The 15,497-nt window shown below is 51.2% G+C and carries 18 protein-coding genes; 9 read left to right on the top strand and 9 right to left on the bottom strand.

The features are described 5' to 3' along the window. The first annotated feature begins 298 nt into the window (after window positions 1-298). The gene (locus ABIB59_RS20785; protein WP_039077848.1) at window positions 299-763 is read left to right on the top strand and encodes an FxsA family protein; all 465 of its coding nucleotides are present in this window, start codon (window positions 299-301) and stop codon (window positions 761-763) included. Between the two features lie 38 nt (window positions 764-801). On the opposite strand, the gene yjeH is transcribed toward ABIB59_RS20785, so the two are convergent. Continuing rightward, window positions 802-2,049 carry an L-methionine/branched-chain amino acid transporter gene (gene yjeH / locus ABIB59_RS20780; protein WP_354036881.1) on the bottom strand — a complete coding sequence of 416 codons (1,248 nt, stop codon included), beginning with the start codon at window positions 2,047-2,049 and terminating at the stop codon, window positions 802-804. A 266-nt stretch (window positions 2,050-2,315) separates the two neighbouring features. On the opposite strand from yjeH, the gene ABIB59_RS20775 reads away from it, so the two are divergent. From ABIB59_RS20775 to ABIB59_RS20760, 4 genes are all read left to right on the top strand, one after another. Then, entirely contained in the window at window positions 2,316-2,609 is a 294-nt protein-coding gene (locus tag ABIB59_RS20775; RefSeq protein ID WP_007372708.1) for a co-chaperone GroES, read from the top strand. A gap of 44 nt (window positions 2,610-2,653) precedes the next feature. Next, window positions 2,654-4,300: a chaperonin GroEL gene (groL, locus tag ABIB59_RS20770; protein ID WP_071194324.1), complete on the top strand. Its 1,647-nt coding sequence runs from the start codon at window positions 2,654-2,656 to the stop codon at window positions 4,298-4,300. A 254-nt stretch (window positions 4,301-4,554) separates the two neighbouring features. After that, window positions 4,555-4,908, top strand: coding sequence for a DUF4156 domain-containing protein (locus tag ABIB59_RS20765; RefSeq protein WP_039077845.1), 354 nt, complete (start codon window positions 4,555-4,557; stop codon window positions 4,906-4,908). A gap of 374 nt (window positions 4,909-5,282) precedes the next feature. Continuing rightward, entirely contained in the window at window positions 5,283-6,929 is a 1,647-nt protein-coding gene (locus ABIB59_RS20760) for a methyl-accepting chemotaxis protein (protein ID WP_317087202.1), read from the top strand. Between the two features lie 93 nt (window positions 6,930-7,022). On the opposite strand, the gene yjeJ is transcribed toward ABIB59_RS20760, so the two are convergent. After that, window positions 7,023-7,898, bottom strand: a complete 876-nt coding sequence (yjeJ, locus tag ABIB59_RS20755) for a YjeJ family protein (protein ID WP_354036878.1) — start codon at window positions 7,896-7,898, stop codon at window positions 7,023-7,025. 228 nt (window positions 7,899-8,126) lie between these two features. Beyond that, a complete protein-coding gene (epmB, locus tag ABIB59_RS20750; RefSeq protein ID WP_354036876.1) occupies window positions 8,127-9,155 on the bottom strand; it encodes an EF-P beta-lysylation protein EpmB in 1,029 nt (342 codons plus the stop codon). A 41-nt stretch (window positions 9,156-9,196) separates the two neighbouring features. Between epmB and efp the strand changes: the two genes are divergently transcribed. From efp to ecnB, 3 genes are all read left to right on the top strand, one after another. After that, window positions 9,197-9,763: an elongation factor P gene (gene efp, locus ABIB59_RS20745; protein ID WP_039077842.1), complete on the top strand. Its 567-nt coding sequence runs from the start codon at window positions 9,197-9,199 to the stop codon at window positions 9,761-9,763. A gap of 176 nt (window positions 9,764-9,939) precedes the next feature. Further along, complete coding sequence (gene ecnA, locus ABIB59_RS20740; protein ID WP_039077841.1) at window positions 9,940-10,074, top strand: lipoprotein antitoxin entericidin A; 135 nt, start codon at window positions 9,940-9,942, stop codon at window positions 10,072-10,074. 107 nt (window positions 10,075-10,181) lie between these two features. Next, complete coding sequence (ecnB, locus tag ABIB59_RS20735) at window positions 10,182-10,328, top strand: lipoprotein toxin entericidin B (protein ID WP_039077840.1); 147 nt, start codon at window positions 10,182-10,184, stop codon at window positions 10,326-10,328. A gap of 36 nt (window positions 10,329-10,364) precedes the next feature. On the opposite strand, the gene ABIB59_RS20730 is transcribed toward ecnB, so the two are convergent. After that, the gene (locus ABIB59_RS20730) at window positions 10,365-10,988 is read right to left on the bottom strand and encodes a LuxR C-terminal-related transcriptional regulator (protein WP_039077839.1); all 624 of its coding nucleotides are present in this window, start codon (window positions 10,986-10,988) and stop codon (window positions 10,365-10,367) included. 263 nt (window positions 10,989-11,251) lie between these two features. On the opposite strand from ABIB59_RS20730, the gene sugE reads away from it, so the two are divergent. Further along, window positions 11,252-11,569 (top strand): quaternary ammonium compound efflux SMR transporter SugE, encoded by a 318-nt coding sequence (gene sugE, locus ABIB59_RS20725; protein WP_039077838.1) that lies wholly within the window; start codon window positions 11,252-11,254, stop codon window positions 11,567-11,569. Here sugE and ABIB59_RS20720 read toward each other — a convergent pair. The 5 genes from ABIB59_RS20720 to frdA form a co-directional block, all read right to left on the bottom strand. Beyond that, the gene (locus tag ABIB59_RS20720) at window positions 11,566-12,096 is read right to left on the bottom strand and encodes a lipocalin family protein (protein ID WP_039077837.1); all 531 of its coding nucleotides are present in this window, start codon (window positions 12,094-12,096) and stop codon (window positions 11,566-11,568) included. The two genes, sugE and ABIB59_RS20720, sit on opposite strands and share 4 nt — an antisense overlap. Before the next feature lie 83 nt (window positions 12,097-12,179). Beyond that, window positions 12,180-12,539 (bottom strand): fumarate reductase subunit FrdD, encoded by a 360-nt coding sequence (gene frdD / locus ABIB59_RS20715; protein WP_039077836.1) that lies wholly within the window; start codon window positions 12,537-12,539, stop codon window positions 12,180-12,182. An 11-nt stretch (window positions 12,540-12,550) separates the two neighbouring features. Then, window positions 12,551-12,946 (bottom strand): fumarate reductase subunit FrdC, encoded by a 396-nt coding sequence (gene frdC / locus ABIB59_RS20710; protein ID WP_039077835.1) that lies wholly within the window; start codon window positions 12,944-12,946, stop codon window positions 12,551-12,553. 10 nt (window positions 12,947-12,956) lie between these two features. Beyond that, on the bottom strand, window positions 12,957-13,691 hold the full coding sequence (locus tag ABIB59_RS20705) for a succinate dehydrogenase/fumarate reductase iron-sulfur subunit (protein WP_039077834.1): 735 nt from the start codon (window positions 13,689-13,691) through the stop codon (window positions 12,957-12,959). Further along, entirely contained in the window at window positions 13,684-15,474 is a 1,791-nt protein-coding gene (gene frdA, locus ABIB59_RS20700) for a fumarate reductase (quinol) flavoprotein subunit (RefSeq protein WP_354036872.1), read from the bottom strand. The genes ABIB59_RS20705 and frdA overlap by 8 nt, the downstream gene beginning before the upstream one ends. Window positions 15,475-15,497: the final 23 nt, after the last annotated feature.

Genomic DNA, 15,497 nt, shown 5'->3' with positions numbered 1-15,497 from the left:
CACACAGTATATATGTGGTTATGTGTGATTTCGGGCCGACGATTATCCCCTTAATCGGCCAGATATCTGCGATCATATGCTGATCCGAGCGAAAAGCCGTAATCTGGATCACTTATTATCTTAGCCGCTTTATCAGAATCATTAATCTGTGAAATGAATCACCGCTATCGCAGCGCTGGAAAAAATAGTTTCCGCGGAAAATTGAATTTTCCGGCAGTTGTCACCATCTCAGTAAGTATGCGAATCGCAAAAATTTACCGACAGGCGCCAGTGGCGTCTGTTCACTGAGGAGAAACCAGTGCGCTGGATACCGCTGATTGCTGTTTTTTTATACGTCTACATCGAGATATCGATTTTCATTCAGGTGGCGCACGTGTTTGGCGTGCTGATGACGCTTATCCTGGTCATTTTTACTTCGGTTATCGGGATGTCTCTGGTGCGTAATCAGGGCTTCAAAAACTTTCTGTTGATGCAGCAAAAGCTGGCGACAGGGGAAAGCCCGGCGGCCGAGATGATTAAAAGCGTGTCGCTGATTATTGCAGGTTTACTGCTGGTGCTGCCGGGGTTCTTTACCGATTTCCTCGGCTTACTGCTGCTGTTGCCTCCGGTACAAAAACATCTGACGCTTAAGCTGATGCCGCATTTACGTTTTTCCCGTATGCCGGGCGGCGGCTTTAGCACCGGGCCTGGTAATACGTTTGAAGGGGAGTACCAGCGCAAAGATGATCAGCGCGACCGCCTGGATAACAAAGACGATCGCTAAACATTTTGTAGCCCGGAAGGCGAAGCCGCCTTCCGGGTTTACGACCGCTGAACCGCCACGCCGCGCCTGGGTAAAAATGCCCACAGACCTGCCAGCATCACAATCGCATACAGACTCTTCCAGCCAGGAATGGCCAGCAGCAGTAAGCACAGAATGCTGCCCACCCAGGCCAGCACTTTATAACGCCCTTTCAACAGACGGCACCCTGCCAGCATGCACAGCAAGTAAATCAGAATGAAAATGCCGTTGGCATAAATGATGAGCGTGTCGAGATTAATGGCAAACGCGTAGATACCCAGCGTGCAGATAACGCAGCAAATCAGGACGGCATTCAACGCGTTAAGCGGGATTTGTCGGGAGGACAAACGCGCCAGCGGGCTTTGCGGCTTGTATTGTGCCTGCGACCACACCAGCCGGGCGAAGCTCTGAATATAGATATTGAGACTGGCAAAACAGGCCAGATAACCGATGATGCAGGCAATCCACTGTGCCTGCTTGCCGAACAGCTCAACGACGATGATCGGTAAGGACGCCGCTGCCCCTGCGCGATGCCAGAGCGGGAAATGCAGCACCACCACGGTACAGGCCCAGTAGACTGAGCCGGCCAGAATCAGGCCAATCATCAGTGCGCGGGGGAAGTCGCGTTCAGGATGCTTAAACTCCGAGGCCAGATGGGCAAAGGCTTCCAGGCCGACGAAGCACCAGAACATCACCGCCAGCGAGGCGGTCATGCCGGAGAGGGGAACCTCGGCCGGAGCCGGGAAAGACAGGGCGCTAAAGGAGAGCCCACCACGCCACCAGATGGCGATGATCAATGCAACGATAAGCCCGGCAATGATGGATTGCAGGTTAGCGCTGGAACCCGCACCGCGCGTCCCGATGAGCCAGATGAGTGCCAGGGTGGCAAGCTCTGCTATCAGCAGTTGCGCGCCCTGCCAGCCAAACATACCCTGCCAGAAACCGGCGGCGATATGCAGTGCCGCGGGCAACCCTACCGGGATCACTGACAGAAACAGCCAGCCGGTGACGCGCTCCAGTCGTGAGCCAAACGCCATGCCGACAAAGTGGGCAACGCCGCCCGCGCTGGGAAACTGACGACCAAGAACGGCGAAGACGATAGCGACCGGAAAGACCAGCAGAATGAGTACAGGCCAGGCCCACAGGCTGCTGTCACCTGCCGCCAGCGCAGCCAGCGCCGGAACGGCAAAAACCCCGGTGCCCAGTAACGATGTTGAAAGTAACCCAATTCCCTGAGCCAGCCCCAGCTCCTGTTTCAGTCCACTCATGGCCCGTATCCCGCACGTCATCGCAAAGTAAAGTGGGATAATGCTATCACAATCAATTTTACTTATGGCTGTTGGTGCGCCTGCCTCTTCTTACGGATTGCGTTTTCCCTTTTCTTGCCGGCCTGGGGCTTTGTGCGAATTTTTTTTAAAGTCCCCCCTTGAAGGGGGAAAAACCCATCCCCATCTCTCTGGTCACCAGCCGGAGAACCGATTGCGGGCCGGCGTCACCCATAACTGATAATGACTTTCTCAAAGGAGAGCTATCAATGAGTATTCGTCCGTTACATGATCGTGTGATCGTCAAACGTAAAGAAGTTGAATCTAAATCCGCTGGCGGCATCGTTCTGACCGGTTCTGCAGCAGGCAAATCAACTCGTGGCGAAATCATCGCTGTCGGTAAGGGCCGCATCCTGGAAAACGGTACAGTGCAGCCACTGGACGTGAAAGTGGGCGACATCGTGATTTTCAATGATGGTTACGGTGTTAAAGCTGAGAAGATCGACAATGAAGAAGTGTTGATCATGTCCGAAAGCGACATTCTGGCAATTGTTGAAGCGTAATCCGCGAACGACACTGAACATACGAATTTAAGGGAAAGATTAAAATGGCAGCTAAAGACGTAAAATTCGGTAACGACGCTCGTGTGAAAATGCTGCGCGGCGTAAACGTACTGGCAGACGCAGTTAAAGTGACCCTGGGCCCGAAAGGCCGTAACGTAGTGCTGGATAAATCCTTCGGTGCGCCGACCATCACTAAAGATGGTGTTTCTGTAGCACGTGAAATCGAACTGGAAGACAAGTTCGAAAACATGGGTGCTCAGATGGTGAAAGAAGTTGCCTCTAAAGCGAACGACGCTGCAGGCGACGGTACCACCACCGCTACCGTACTGGCGCAGGCTATCATCACCGAAGGCCTGAAAGCTGTGGCTGCGGGCATGAACCCGATGGACCTGAAACGCGGTATCGACAAAGCCGTTCTGGCCGCTGTTGAAGAGCTGAAAGCACTGTCCGTACCGTGCTCTGACTCTAAAGCGATTGCTCAGGTTGGTACTATCTCCGCTAACTCCGACGAAACCGTAGGTAAACTGATCGCAGAAGCGATGGACAAAGTCGGTAAAGAAGGCGTGATCACCGTTGAAGACGGTACCGGTCTGCAGGACGAACTGGACGTGGTTGAAGGTATGCAGTTTGACCGCGGTTACCTGTCTCCTTACTTCATCAACAAGCCGGAAACTGGCGCAGTAGAACTGGAAAGCCCGTTCATCCTGCTGGCTGACAAGAAAATCTCCAACATCCGCGAAATGCTGCCGGTTCTGGAAGCCGTTGCGAAAGCAGGCAAACCGCTGGTTATCATCGCAGAAGACGTTGAAGGCGAAGCGCTGGCGACCCTGGTTGTCAACACCATGCGTGGCATCGTGAAAGTGGCTGCGGTTAAAGCACCGGGCTTCGGCGACCGCCGTAAAGCTATGCTGCAGGACATCGCTACCCTGACTGGCGGTACCGTGATCTCCGAAGAGATCGGTATGGAGCTGGAAAAAGCGACGCTGGAAGACCTGGGCCAGGCGAAACGCGTTGTGATCAACAAAGACACCACTACCATCATTGATGGCGTGGGCGACGAAGCGGCAATTCAGGGCCGTGTTGGTCAGATTCGTCAGCAGATCGAAGAAGCGACTTCCGATTACGACCGTGAAAAACTGCAAGAGCGCGTAGCCAAACTGGCTGGCGGCGTTGCGGTTATCAAAGTCGGTGCTGCTACCGAAGTTGAAATGAAAGAGAAAAAAGCACGTGTTGAAGATGCCCTGCACGCGACCCGTGCTGCGGTAGAAGAAGGCGTGGTTGCGGGTGGTGGTGTTGCGCTGATCCGCGTAGCAAGCAAAATCGCTGGCCTGAAAGGTCAGAACGAAGACCAGAACGTGGGTATCAAAGTTGCGCTGCGCGCAATGGAAGCTCCGCTGCGTCAGATCGTGCTGAACTGCGGTGAAGAGCCGTCTGTTGTGGCTAACACCGTGAAAGCGGGCGACGGTAACTACGGTTACAACGCATCTACCGAAGAATACGGCAACATGATCGAGATGGGTATCCTGGATCCGACTAAAGTGACCCGTTCTGCGCTGCAGTACGCGGCATCTGTAGCCGGCCTGATGATCACCACCGAGTGCATGGTGACCGACCTGCCGAAAGGCGACGCGCCTGACTTAGGTGCTGCTGGTGGTATGGGTGGCATGGGCGGTATGGGCGGCATGATGTAATTTAATCTTCATACTTCAAGCCGCAGGTGCGTTGGCTGCGCTCATTCACCCCAGTCACTTACTTATGTAAGCTCCCGGGGATGAATGGACTTGCCGCCTGCCTGCAACCTGAACTATTCGATTAAATAAGCATCTCGCTAAAAATGAGAAACCCCCGGGCAGAAATGGCCGGGGGTTTTTCTTTTGGTCATCTTTTTAGTATAAGATTCAGACACGGACGCAAGACGTCCAGCTCATTGATTGTGGGGAATAACATGCACGTTAAATATTTAGCAGGGATTGTCGGCGCAACGTTGTTACTGGCAGGCTGTAGCGCCGGTAATGAGCTTTCTTCGGGCGGGCAGAATGTTCGCTTCGTAGAAGATAAACCTGCAGCAAACTGTCAGTATCTGGGTACCGCAACGGGTAAACAAAGCAACTGGCTTTCTGGCCAGCATGGCGAAGAGGGTGGTTCAATGCGCGGTGCGGCTAACGACCTGCGTAACCAGGCTGCGCAAATGGGCGGCAACGTGCTGTTCAGCGTCTCCAGCCCGACACAAGGCTTTATGTCCAGCTTCGTGCCGACAGCCAGCGAAATGACCGGTCAGGTTTATAAATGCCCGCAGTAACGTAAACTGCATTGCTCCCATTTATAAATGGGAGCAGTGATCCTGATGTTGTTTGTATGTTTTATTATTCATATTATTTTTCTAAACTCACGTTTTAATCGTAACTGTTTAATTCTTAATCATATTTTTTATTGGTTTATAAATTAAAATCGAACGTCTTTTATTTTTATCCCCCACGTATATTAAGATTTCTTAAGCTTTCACTTGTGTGAGAGTTTTCACATCTTTTTTTCAATTCGTAAAGTAAAAGTTAACTTAACGCTAAAGTTTTAATAAAGCGTTCCGATAAATAAAACCGAAGTGTGAAAGGACTCTCCCTCATGGTGGTTATTCATCATGATATATCAAAGATACTAAAGTTAAATTGGAGAGGTATGATGAACATCACCAAACGGTTATTACTCGCTTTTTCTCTACTTATCATTAGCTTGATTGGCACAAATATCATTGCAATGATTTCTTTATCAAAAATTAGTGAGGACACTAATTATTTCCAGGAAAATATTCTTCCCAGCCTGACGACAATGAATAAGGAAATGATTCAGGCTACAGGCGTTCGTTCGCAACTTTATTTGCATGGTTTAACCGAAGACCCGGCGCAAATGGATGTCATTAAACAAAGTGCCAATAAAATTTATGATGAGCTCCTTGCAAAACATCAATACTATCTTAAAGAATTAGCTTCTGACCCGCGTGACGTAGAACTGAGCAATAAAACACTGGCGGATTTACAGGCGTTCCGCGGAGCAATGGACCAATATTTTAAAATATCAGAATCGAATGACCGCAAAGCGATTATCCAAAGCATGCAAAAAGGCGGATTAATCGCAGAAAAAATTGCTGCATTACTTGCTGATTTTAATGACCAGATTGACTACAACACCTCTTTAGTTGTACAGGCGAATGCGGCCAGTAAATCGCTTATTAGCAAAGCTCTGATTTTATCAGTGAGCGCAACGCTGGCTGCCACCATTCTTCTTGGGCTGTTTGGTCTGCTTACGGTTTTAAATATTCGTCGCCGTTTAAATGCCATGAGAGATGGCATGGTGCAGATCAGTGAAGACCTTGATCTCAGCAAAAATCTGCCGGCCGGCCGCCAGGATGAAATTGGCCATGCCATCACGGCATTTAACCATCTCGTTGAGCGGGTGGCGGAATCCCTCAGTATGGTGAGAAATGCTTCTGCTTCGGTAAATACTGCGGCAAACGAAATTTCTTTAGGCAATGATGAGCTGTCAGCGCGTACTGAACAACAATCTGCCGCCGTTGTTGAAACTGCGGCCAGTATGGAAGAGCTGAGCTCGACGGTAAAACAGAACGCGCAAAACGCCCAACAGGCGAGTTTGCTGGCTGTTACCGCGTCCGATACGGCGAGTCAGGGTGGTATTGTTGTGGGTAATGCCGTGAGTCGGATGAAAGATATTATCGAAAGCTCACGCCGCATCTCTGAAATTACCACCGTCATTAACGGTATCGCGTTCCAGACCAATATTCTGGCGCTCAATGCCGCCGTTGAGGCTGCGCGTGCGGGCGACCAGGGGCGCGGGTTTGCCGTTGTTGCCGGAGAGGTTCGTTCACTAGCTCAGCGCAGCTCACAGGCTGCAAAAGAGATTGAAGCGCTCATCGGCGAGTCAGTTCATTTTGTAGAAGAAGGCGCAAAACAGGTCGATCTGGCGGGTGAAAGTATGAGTGGGATTGTTCACTCCGTTACCCAGGTTAAAGATTTGATGCAGGAAATTGCCGCAGCGTCTGACGAGCAAAATCGGGGTATTGCGCAGATTGCTCAGGCCATGTCTGAAATGGACACGACAACACAGCAGAACGCCGCTCTGGTTCAGGAATCGTCTGCTGCTGCGGGAAGTCTGGAAGATCAGGCGGTCAAGCTGCAACAACTGGTTGATGTATTCCGTTTACCTGGGGTACAAACGGCGGCGGCTGCGGCCAAAGCCCCTAAACGTCCTCTTAAAATGTCCCCTGTGTCTGCGGCTGCAGGCCATGATGCAGGTTGGGAGACGTTCTAAAGCAGGGTCTTACTGTAATAGCGTCGCACCTTTTGTTCAGGTGCCAGTAATTCCAACGCTGCCACGGAATATCGTGGCAGCGTTTTCGCTATATTATTTTTTGGTTTTTTTTACCGATGGTTTCACCGTGACCTGATGGCGTATCTGGTTCAGCGTATGCATGCATCTATCCAGATTAAGCGGTTCACCCTCTTGCACGTTAATAGCCTGAATGTGTACCTGACAGGCTTTACTGGCGAGTTTCCCCAGCCGTGGGCTGAAAGCCAACAGTCTTTTGGCGATCGCCTGAGTTTCAGGAGTATCGGGAAGGCTTCTGGTTTTGATCACCGTACCGCAGAAAGTGGATTTTTTCTTTGTCTCGGCATAGTGGTACAGAAGAATTAAATAGTGATCAAACAATGCCGTTTTCCACTCTGGCTGGGTATAGGTATCGTAGATCATCTTACCGTCAGGCTGGCAATCAACATCATATAGTGGAAGAAAATCCAGTAACGAAGAGATACGCAATGCCAGGTCGCGCATACCAGCGTTATTAATGGCATGAATTAAAACATGGGTAAGTAACTCTATTTGCAGCTCATGAACTTCGAAGGTGAACTTTTCATTATTATGTAACTGCAAAGTAAAAATGAGTTTCCCTTCATCGTAGGTGAAATTATCAATGGTGTTTACGCGATAATTTATATCTGCATTTTCCAGTTCTTCCCTTTTTAACTCAGGAATATGGGCGTGCATTGCTTTGGTTACCGCAGTTTGCGCTGCGATGAAATCATCCCGTTGAGTACCGTCCAGTTCTTTTTGCTTAGAGAGATGATATTCCATGGCGACAAAAAGATCGCGTAAAGTCAAAGCCGGAAAGAAAAGCAGCTTCGTGTCACTCTTTTTAATGTTTAGTTTTAGCGCGACGGCAAGAAACTCGTCATTGTTACGTATTACGCCTGCGTTGACACCCGTAATATTCATTTCCATTATGGTTCTCCATAACCATTGTTAAAAACTATATATCCAACTGAACAATAGAATTGGTGAATATATTCTCTGCTATAAACTTAAAAAGAGGATTAAAATACCATAATAAATGCAGTGAACAATCAGATATGCTAAAAAATCGAGCCTGGATGAGAAAACACTATCGTTTTCGTAGATACAGAAAAGCGATGCATTCCAGCACCGCTTTTCTGTTTGAACGGTTAGCTTCTATTGTTGCCGTAACTGCAAATCCAGTGGCGTTTTGCTGGGCTCACCGCCAATTTCCCGGGCCAGTTTCGGCACCATATAGCCTGAGATCAGCGTCAACAGCTCCCGCATAATTTCCCGCGCTTCATCATCGCTAACCATGAAATGGGCCGCGCCCTGAACTTTATCCAGCACATGCAGGTAGTAGGGCATCACGCCAGCATCAAACAACGCGTTACTGAGGTCTGCAAGCGTGCGGGCATTATCATTAACGCCGCGCAATAACACGCTCTGATTAAGCAGTGTTACACCAGCCCGACGCAGTTTAACCATGGACGCGCGAAAGTCGTCATCGATTTCCTGGGCATGATTGATATGGTTCACCAGCAGAATCTGCAGAGAAGAACCTGCAAGGCGGGCGACGAATGTGTCAGTGATCCGCGCAGGAATGACAATCGGCAGCCGGCTGTGAATACGCAAGCGCTTGATATGTGGAATGGCTTCAAGCTGCGCGATCAGCCAGTCCAGTTCATGATCTTTCGCCATCAGCGGATCGCCACCGGAGAAAATGATCTCATCAAGTTCCGGTTGCTGGGCAATATAATCCAGCGCAACCTGCCAGTTGCGTTTATTGCCCTGATTTTCTGCATACGGGAAGTGGCGGCGGAAGCAGTAGCGGCAGTTTACTGCACAGCCACCTTTAACCAGCAGCAGTGCACGGTTACGGTACTTATGCAGCAAGCCAGGCACCACACTTTCCTGCTCTTCCAGCGGATCGGTGCTGTATCCTGGGGCGGCAACAAACTCTTCTCTCGCCGTCAGGACCTGACGTAAAAGCGGATCGTTGGGGTCGCCTTTTTTCATTCTCGCGGCAAAAGCACGGGGCACGCGCAGCGGGAACAGGCGTTTTGCTTCGCGTCCGGCGGTTAAATTTTCGTCAGTGTCTATATTTAAAACACGCAAGAGTTCATCTGGATCGGTTATTACATCGGCAAGTTGCACTAACCAATCTTCTCTGGATGGGGTATTTAGGGTTACAATATGCGCCATTTTGTGGCTTAGCTACCAGTTAACATTTTTAGAGGGCCTTTATGGCGACTTACTATAGCAACGATTTTCGTGCCGGTCTTAAAATCATGCTCGACGGCGAACCTTATGCAGTTGAAGCCAGCGAATTCGTTAAACCAGGCAAAGGTCAGGCATTTGCACGCGTTAAACTGCGCCGCCTGCTGACTGGCACCCGTGTAGAAAAAACCTTCAAATCTACTGACTCTGCCGAAGGCGCAGATGTTATCGATATGAACCTGACTTACCTCTACAACGACGGTGAGTTCTACCATTTCATGAACAACGAAACCTTCGAGCAGTTGGCTGCCGATGCGAAAACCGTTGGTGACAGCGCGAAATGGCTGCTGGACCAGGCTGAGTGCATCGTGACGCTGTGGGATGGCCGTCCGATCGCTGTGACTCCGCCGAACTTTGTTGAACTGGAAATCATTGAAACCGATCCAGGTCTGAAAGGTGATACCGCGGGTACCGGTGGTAAGCCGGCTACGCTGAGCACTGGCGCAGTGGTTAAAGTTCCGCTGTTCGTACAGATCGGTGAAGTGATTAAAGTGGATACGCGTTCCGGCGAATATGTATCCCGCGTGAAGTAATTCACTTTATCTTTTAGGCTGCCTCTTTGTTGGCTGTGCTTAGAGAAACCCCAGTTAACCCGTTAAATAGTTTGCTGGGATTTCTTGCTTGTCGCCACAATGCAGCCTGAATGATTTGTCTATTGTGAAATGTTGGTGCGCTCACCTTATTGCACCTTTGCTTTTCCAGGGCAGGAATGATGAAACGTCTTCTCAGTCTTGTAGCACTCTTTCTTCTCACCACCACTTTGCTGGCGGGCTGTAATACCGCGCGTGGCTTTGGTGAAGACATCAAACATCTCGGCAACTCTATCTCGCACGCTGCCAGCTAATTTCTTCCTGTCGTCCTAAAAATCGCCGATATTCCGCCAGGTTGCGCAATCTTGTCTATTCTTAAGTGGCTATGCACAAACAATATTGGCTACATAAGGAAGATATTATGGTTAAGAAGACATTTGCTGCGATCTTTACTGTACTGGTTCTTTCCTCAGCGCTGACTGCTTGTAACACCACGCGTGGTGTCGGTCAGGATATCTCTGAGGGTGGTAGCGCTATTTCTGGCGCAGCGACAAAAGCGCAGCAGTAATTCCTGCCAGTACGCGGTACGGCCAGTGCCGTACCGTTAATTCAGGTTGTCTTGCACGGTATCTGGTGCTTCGGGGAGCGAAAGGAACGGTGTAAAACGGTTACCCATCCCCAGCTTCATCCGAATATTGCGCTTGTAGGTATACACCGTCTTACCATTGATGCTCATTTTGGACGCAATAGATTGATTGCTGCGGCCTTCCATCCACAATGACAGTACTTTTTCTTCCTGGCGTGTGAGCAACGGGGTGGCTATCTGTGGCCCGGTTCGCACGGGGCGGGACAGAACGGCATGATCAATGACTTTAGCCAGCGTTTCCATCGGCTCACTTTTTTGCAGCGTTGCCTGTACCTGATACTGGGCACAATACGCCATGAGTTGGGCATCTTCCCCTGACTGCAAAAGGATAAGGTGGTTATCTTTACCGCAGGCGGTGAACAGTGAAGAAAGTTGCTGAATATGGTGGAGATCATTCTTAAAGCCGTAAAGATCGGCAATGATCAAGTCCGGCTGCCATTGCACAATATGCTCTTTTGCCAGCATCAGGTTATTCAGCGAAGTCACAAGGAATGAAGCCGGGAAAAAATCAGTCTGATTGAGCCAACTTTCCAGCCCCGTACGGGTGAAGTAACAACGGTCAATCAAGAGAATTTTGAACATATTTTTCTTCGCAGTAAGAATATTGACGCACGGCGTCCCGTTGCTGGCAGCACTTCATCATAGGGGGTACTTATGGGGAATAAATGCGCGAACTGCGTTGCTATCTGTAGCTATTTCTTGCTTTAAGTCACTTAAATCTGCGCAATTCCGCAAAAATTGCATTCCGTTTGTAACCAGGTCAAAATTTATCTCTCTCAACCAGCCTGTCGGGACGACCCGATTGCGCAACACTCAATGGGGACGGCCCCGCACTGGAGCCACCTATGTCATGGATAATTCTTTTTATCGCTGGTCTTCTTGAAGTCGTTTGGGCTATTGGCCTGAAATACACGCACGGATTTACCCGCCTTGTACCCAGCGTGATTACCGTAACGGCGATGATCGTTAGCATCGTGATGTTGTCATGGGCGATGAAAAGCCTGCCCACAGGAACGGCGTATGCCGTCTGGACAGGCATTGGCGCCGTGGGGGCTGCTATCACGGGGATTGTGTTATTCGGTGAATCGGCCAATCCCGCGCGCCTGCTAAGCCTGGCACTGATTGTCGCGGGGATTATCGGCCTTAAGCTCAGTACGCCTTAAAGGGTCTGATTTATCCACAGAAGTTTTTCAACCGCAAAACCTTCGCGGGCTGCGATATCAACGAGCTGTTTTTTCACCGCATCCGGAAGCGTCGGTGTGCGTGACAAAATCCACAGATAGTCCCGATCCGGCCCGCATACCAGCGCGTATCGGTAATCTTTGTCCAGCGCAATGACGTTATAGCCGCCATAGAAAGGACCGAAGAACGAGACCTTAAGTGCGGCCTTACGCGTATCACCGGTAAAGTACGCCTTCCCGACCGATTGTTGCCACATGCCGCGTTCCGGATTGTAGCCTTTATTGATGACCTGAATGCCGCCGTCATCCATTGTGCTGTAGGTCGCGGTCACCTTTTCCAGGCCACGCTCGAAGCGGTGGTCAAAGCGGGCAATTTCATACCAGCGGCCAAGGTAACGTTGCGCATCGAAGTTATCCACCACGGTGACGCCAGAAGGGGGAGTAGGAGAGCTACAGGCTACAACCAAAAATGCAGCAGCAGCCGTTGCGATAATCGGCAACAAACGCATGATTTTTTCCTTCCAGTTTTTTACTTAAGTGTAGAAGCTGGCGGGAAAAATGCTCTCCCGCCAGAGCGGGAGAGCGAGGTGAATTAAAGGAAGATGACCCCGATCAGTGTGACCACTGTCAGAATAGCGGCGAGGCCATAGAAGACCCATTTCCCGCTGGGGATATGGACTTTAATATCATGCATGGCATGGTGCAGACGGTGCAGCCCGCACCATAGCGGCAGAACAATCATCAGGAATAAAAACGCACGGCCGATAAAGCTTTGGGCGAATGCCAGTACACGTTCGTAGCCGAGCGCTTCACCGGGGTAGAGACCCAGCGGTAGCAGCACGCCAACCAGCAGAATCATCACCGGCGCGATAATCGCACTCCACATGCCGCCTGCGCCGAACAGCCCCCAGAAGACGGGTTCATCGGAACGTTTTGGGTTTGGATTGATCACCTTTGGCCTCCTTACCAGAACAGTGCAACGAAAAGAATGACCACCGTCGCCAGCACGGTCACGACCCACAGCCCTCTGATAACCGGCTCGGGTTTAAGCTTTTCGCTTTTGATGATGATATTCGACGCTTTTGGCGCCAGTTCAAACCAGGTTTTGGTGTGCAGCAACGCTGCCGCCAGGGCAATCAGGTTCAGGATCACCACTATTGGGTTTCGCAGGAAGGTAACAAATCCTTCCCAGGATTCCGGGCCATGTTTTAAGGAAAAAAGTCCGCAGATCAAAATGATGCTGAACCATACCGCCGGTAACGCTGTTCCTTCACGCAGCATATAGAAGCGATAAAACGGCAGCGATTTCCACCAGGTCGACGGCATTGGCCGGACATAGGGTTTGCGTTTAGTCGTCATGATGCGCTCCTTAGCGTGGTTTCAGAGTGGCGATAAGAAAGTCTTTCGAGCTTTCCACTTTGCCCTGCTGGATAGCGGCCGCCGGGTCGACATGTTTCGGGCACACTTCCGAGCAGTAGCCCACAAAGGTACAGCTCCAGACGCCATTTGGACTGTTCAACTGCGGCATACGCTGCTGTTTCCCGTGGTCGCGGTTATCCAGATTGTAGCGGTGCGCCAGCGTGATGGCCGCCGGGCCAATAAACTCCGGATTGAGGCCAAACTGCGGACATGCCGCATAGCACAGGCCACAGTTGATACAGCCGGAGAACTGATGGTATTTCGCCATCTGCGCCGGGGTTTGCTTGTTCGGCCCCTGATCCGGTGTCCGCGAATTGCCAATGATGTACGGCTTAATGGCCTCCAGGCTTTCGATAAAGTGAGTCATGTCGACCACTAAATCGCGCTCGATAGGGAAGTTGGCCAGCGCCTCGATTTTTAGCCCTTTCGTGTAGTCACGTAAAAACGTTTTACAGGCCAGCTTCGGCACTTTGTTGACCATCATGCCGCAGGAGCCGCAAATCGCCATACGGCAGGACCAGCGATAACTGAGGTCCGGCGCCAGGTTATCCTTTATATAACCCAGCGCGTCCAGCAGCGACGTTTGCTCATCGTAAGGCACATCATAAAAGGCGCTGTGCGGAGCGGTATCCACTTCCGGGTTATATCGCACCACCTCAACTTTCAGGGTTTGCATCTCAGCCATGGGTCGACTCCTTCTTCTCAGCGGCTTCCGCTTCGCCACCGTAAACACGTTTCGCAGGCGGCAGCGTCGTTATCTTCACGTCGCTGTAATCGAGACGGGTAGTACCGTCTGCGTCCCGGTACGCCAGGGTGTGCTTGAGGAAGTTGACGTCATCGCGCTCCGTGCAGCCCTCATCCAGACGTTGATGCGCCCCGCGCGACTCTTTACGTGCCAGCGCGGAATGAGCCATACATTCGGCGACGTTCAGGCCGTGCCCCAGTTCGATGGTATAAAGGATGTCGGTATTGAACACGCTGGAAGTATCGGTGATGCGCACGCGTTTGAAACGCTCTTGCAGCTCCGCCAGTTTATCAACGGTTTTTTGCATCAGCTCTGGCGTACGGTAGATACCGCAGCCCTCTTCCATTGACTCACCCATTTCGTCGCGAATTTTCGCCCAGTTTTCCGTGCCTTCCTGATTAACCAGATTTTTCAGGCGTTGCTCAACGTCAGCGGCCTGTGCGTTCAGTGCAGCGTCGCTGGCTGCTGTCGCGGAGGCGGCGCGCGCCATTGCTTGTTCACCTGCCAGACGACCAAACACCACCAGCTCTGCCAGCGAGTTTGAGCCAAGACGGTTTGCGCCATGCAGACCAACAGATGAACACTCACCCACAGCAAACAGCCCTTTGATACGGGTTTCGCACTGCTGATCGGTTTCGATACCGCCCATGGTGTAGTGCGCGGTGGGGCGTACAGGAATCGGTTCTTTTACTGGATCCACGCCAACGTAGGCTTTTGCCAGTTCGCAAATAAACGGCAGACGCTCCAGCAGTTTTTTCTCACCCAGATGGCGCAAGTCGAGATGGACGACATCGCCGCGCGGGGTCGAAATGGTGTTGCCTTTACGCCATTCATGCCAGAACGCCTGCGACACTTTATCGCGCGGCCCCAGCTCCATATATTTGTTCTTCGGTTCGCCCAGCGGGGTTTCTGGCCCCATGCCGTAATCCTGCAGATAACGGTAGCCGTTTTTGTTGACCAGGATACCGCCTTCGCCACGGCAGCCTTCCGTCATCAAAATACCGGAACCCGGCAGCCCGGTGGGGTGATACTGGACAAACTCCATATCACGCAGCGGTACGCCATGAGCAAGCGCCATGCCCATTCCGTCGCCGGTGACGATACCGCCATTGGTGTTGTAACGGTAAACGCGACCCGCACCGCCTGTTGCCATAACGACCGCGTTGGCACGAATCTGCACCAGCGTGCCTTCCATCATGTTCATCGCGACTAACCCACGCACCTGGCCATCGTCGACCAGAATATCCAGCACGAAGTGCTCGTCGAAACGCTGAATTTGCGGGAACTGAAGTGATGCCTGGAAGAGGGTGTGTAGCATATGGAAGCCGGTTTTATCTGCGGCAAACCAGGTGCGTTCGATCTTCATACCGCCAAAGCGGCGTACGTTGACAGAACCATCGGGGCGGCGGCTCCACGGACAGCCCCAGAGTTCAAGCTGCGTCATTTCGGTGGGGCAATGACGGACAAAGTAGTCAACGACATCCTGCTCGCACAGCCAGTCGCCACCGGCTACAGTGTCGTGAAAATGGTACTCGAAGCTATCATGATCCTGTGCAACGGCTGCGGAACCGCCTTCTGCGGCCACGGTGTGGCTGCGCATGGGATAAACTTTTGAAATAAGGGCGATTTTAGCATTTGGATTTGCCTGGGCGGCTGCTATGGCGGCACGTAAACCCGCGCCACCCGCGCCAATTACAGCAAGATCGGCTTGAAAATTTTGCACGACATTCCTCCTGATTATTGTTA

This window comes from Citrobacter sp. UYEF32, assembly GCF_040546205.1.
Classification (GTDB): domain Bacteria; phylum Pseudomonadota; class Gammaproteobacteria; order Enterobacterales; family Enterobacteriaceae; genus Phytobacter; species Phytobacter diazotrophicus.
Note: the sequence above shows the minus strand (reverse complement) of the source record. Positions and strands in the feature narration are given on the sequence as shown.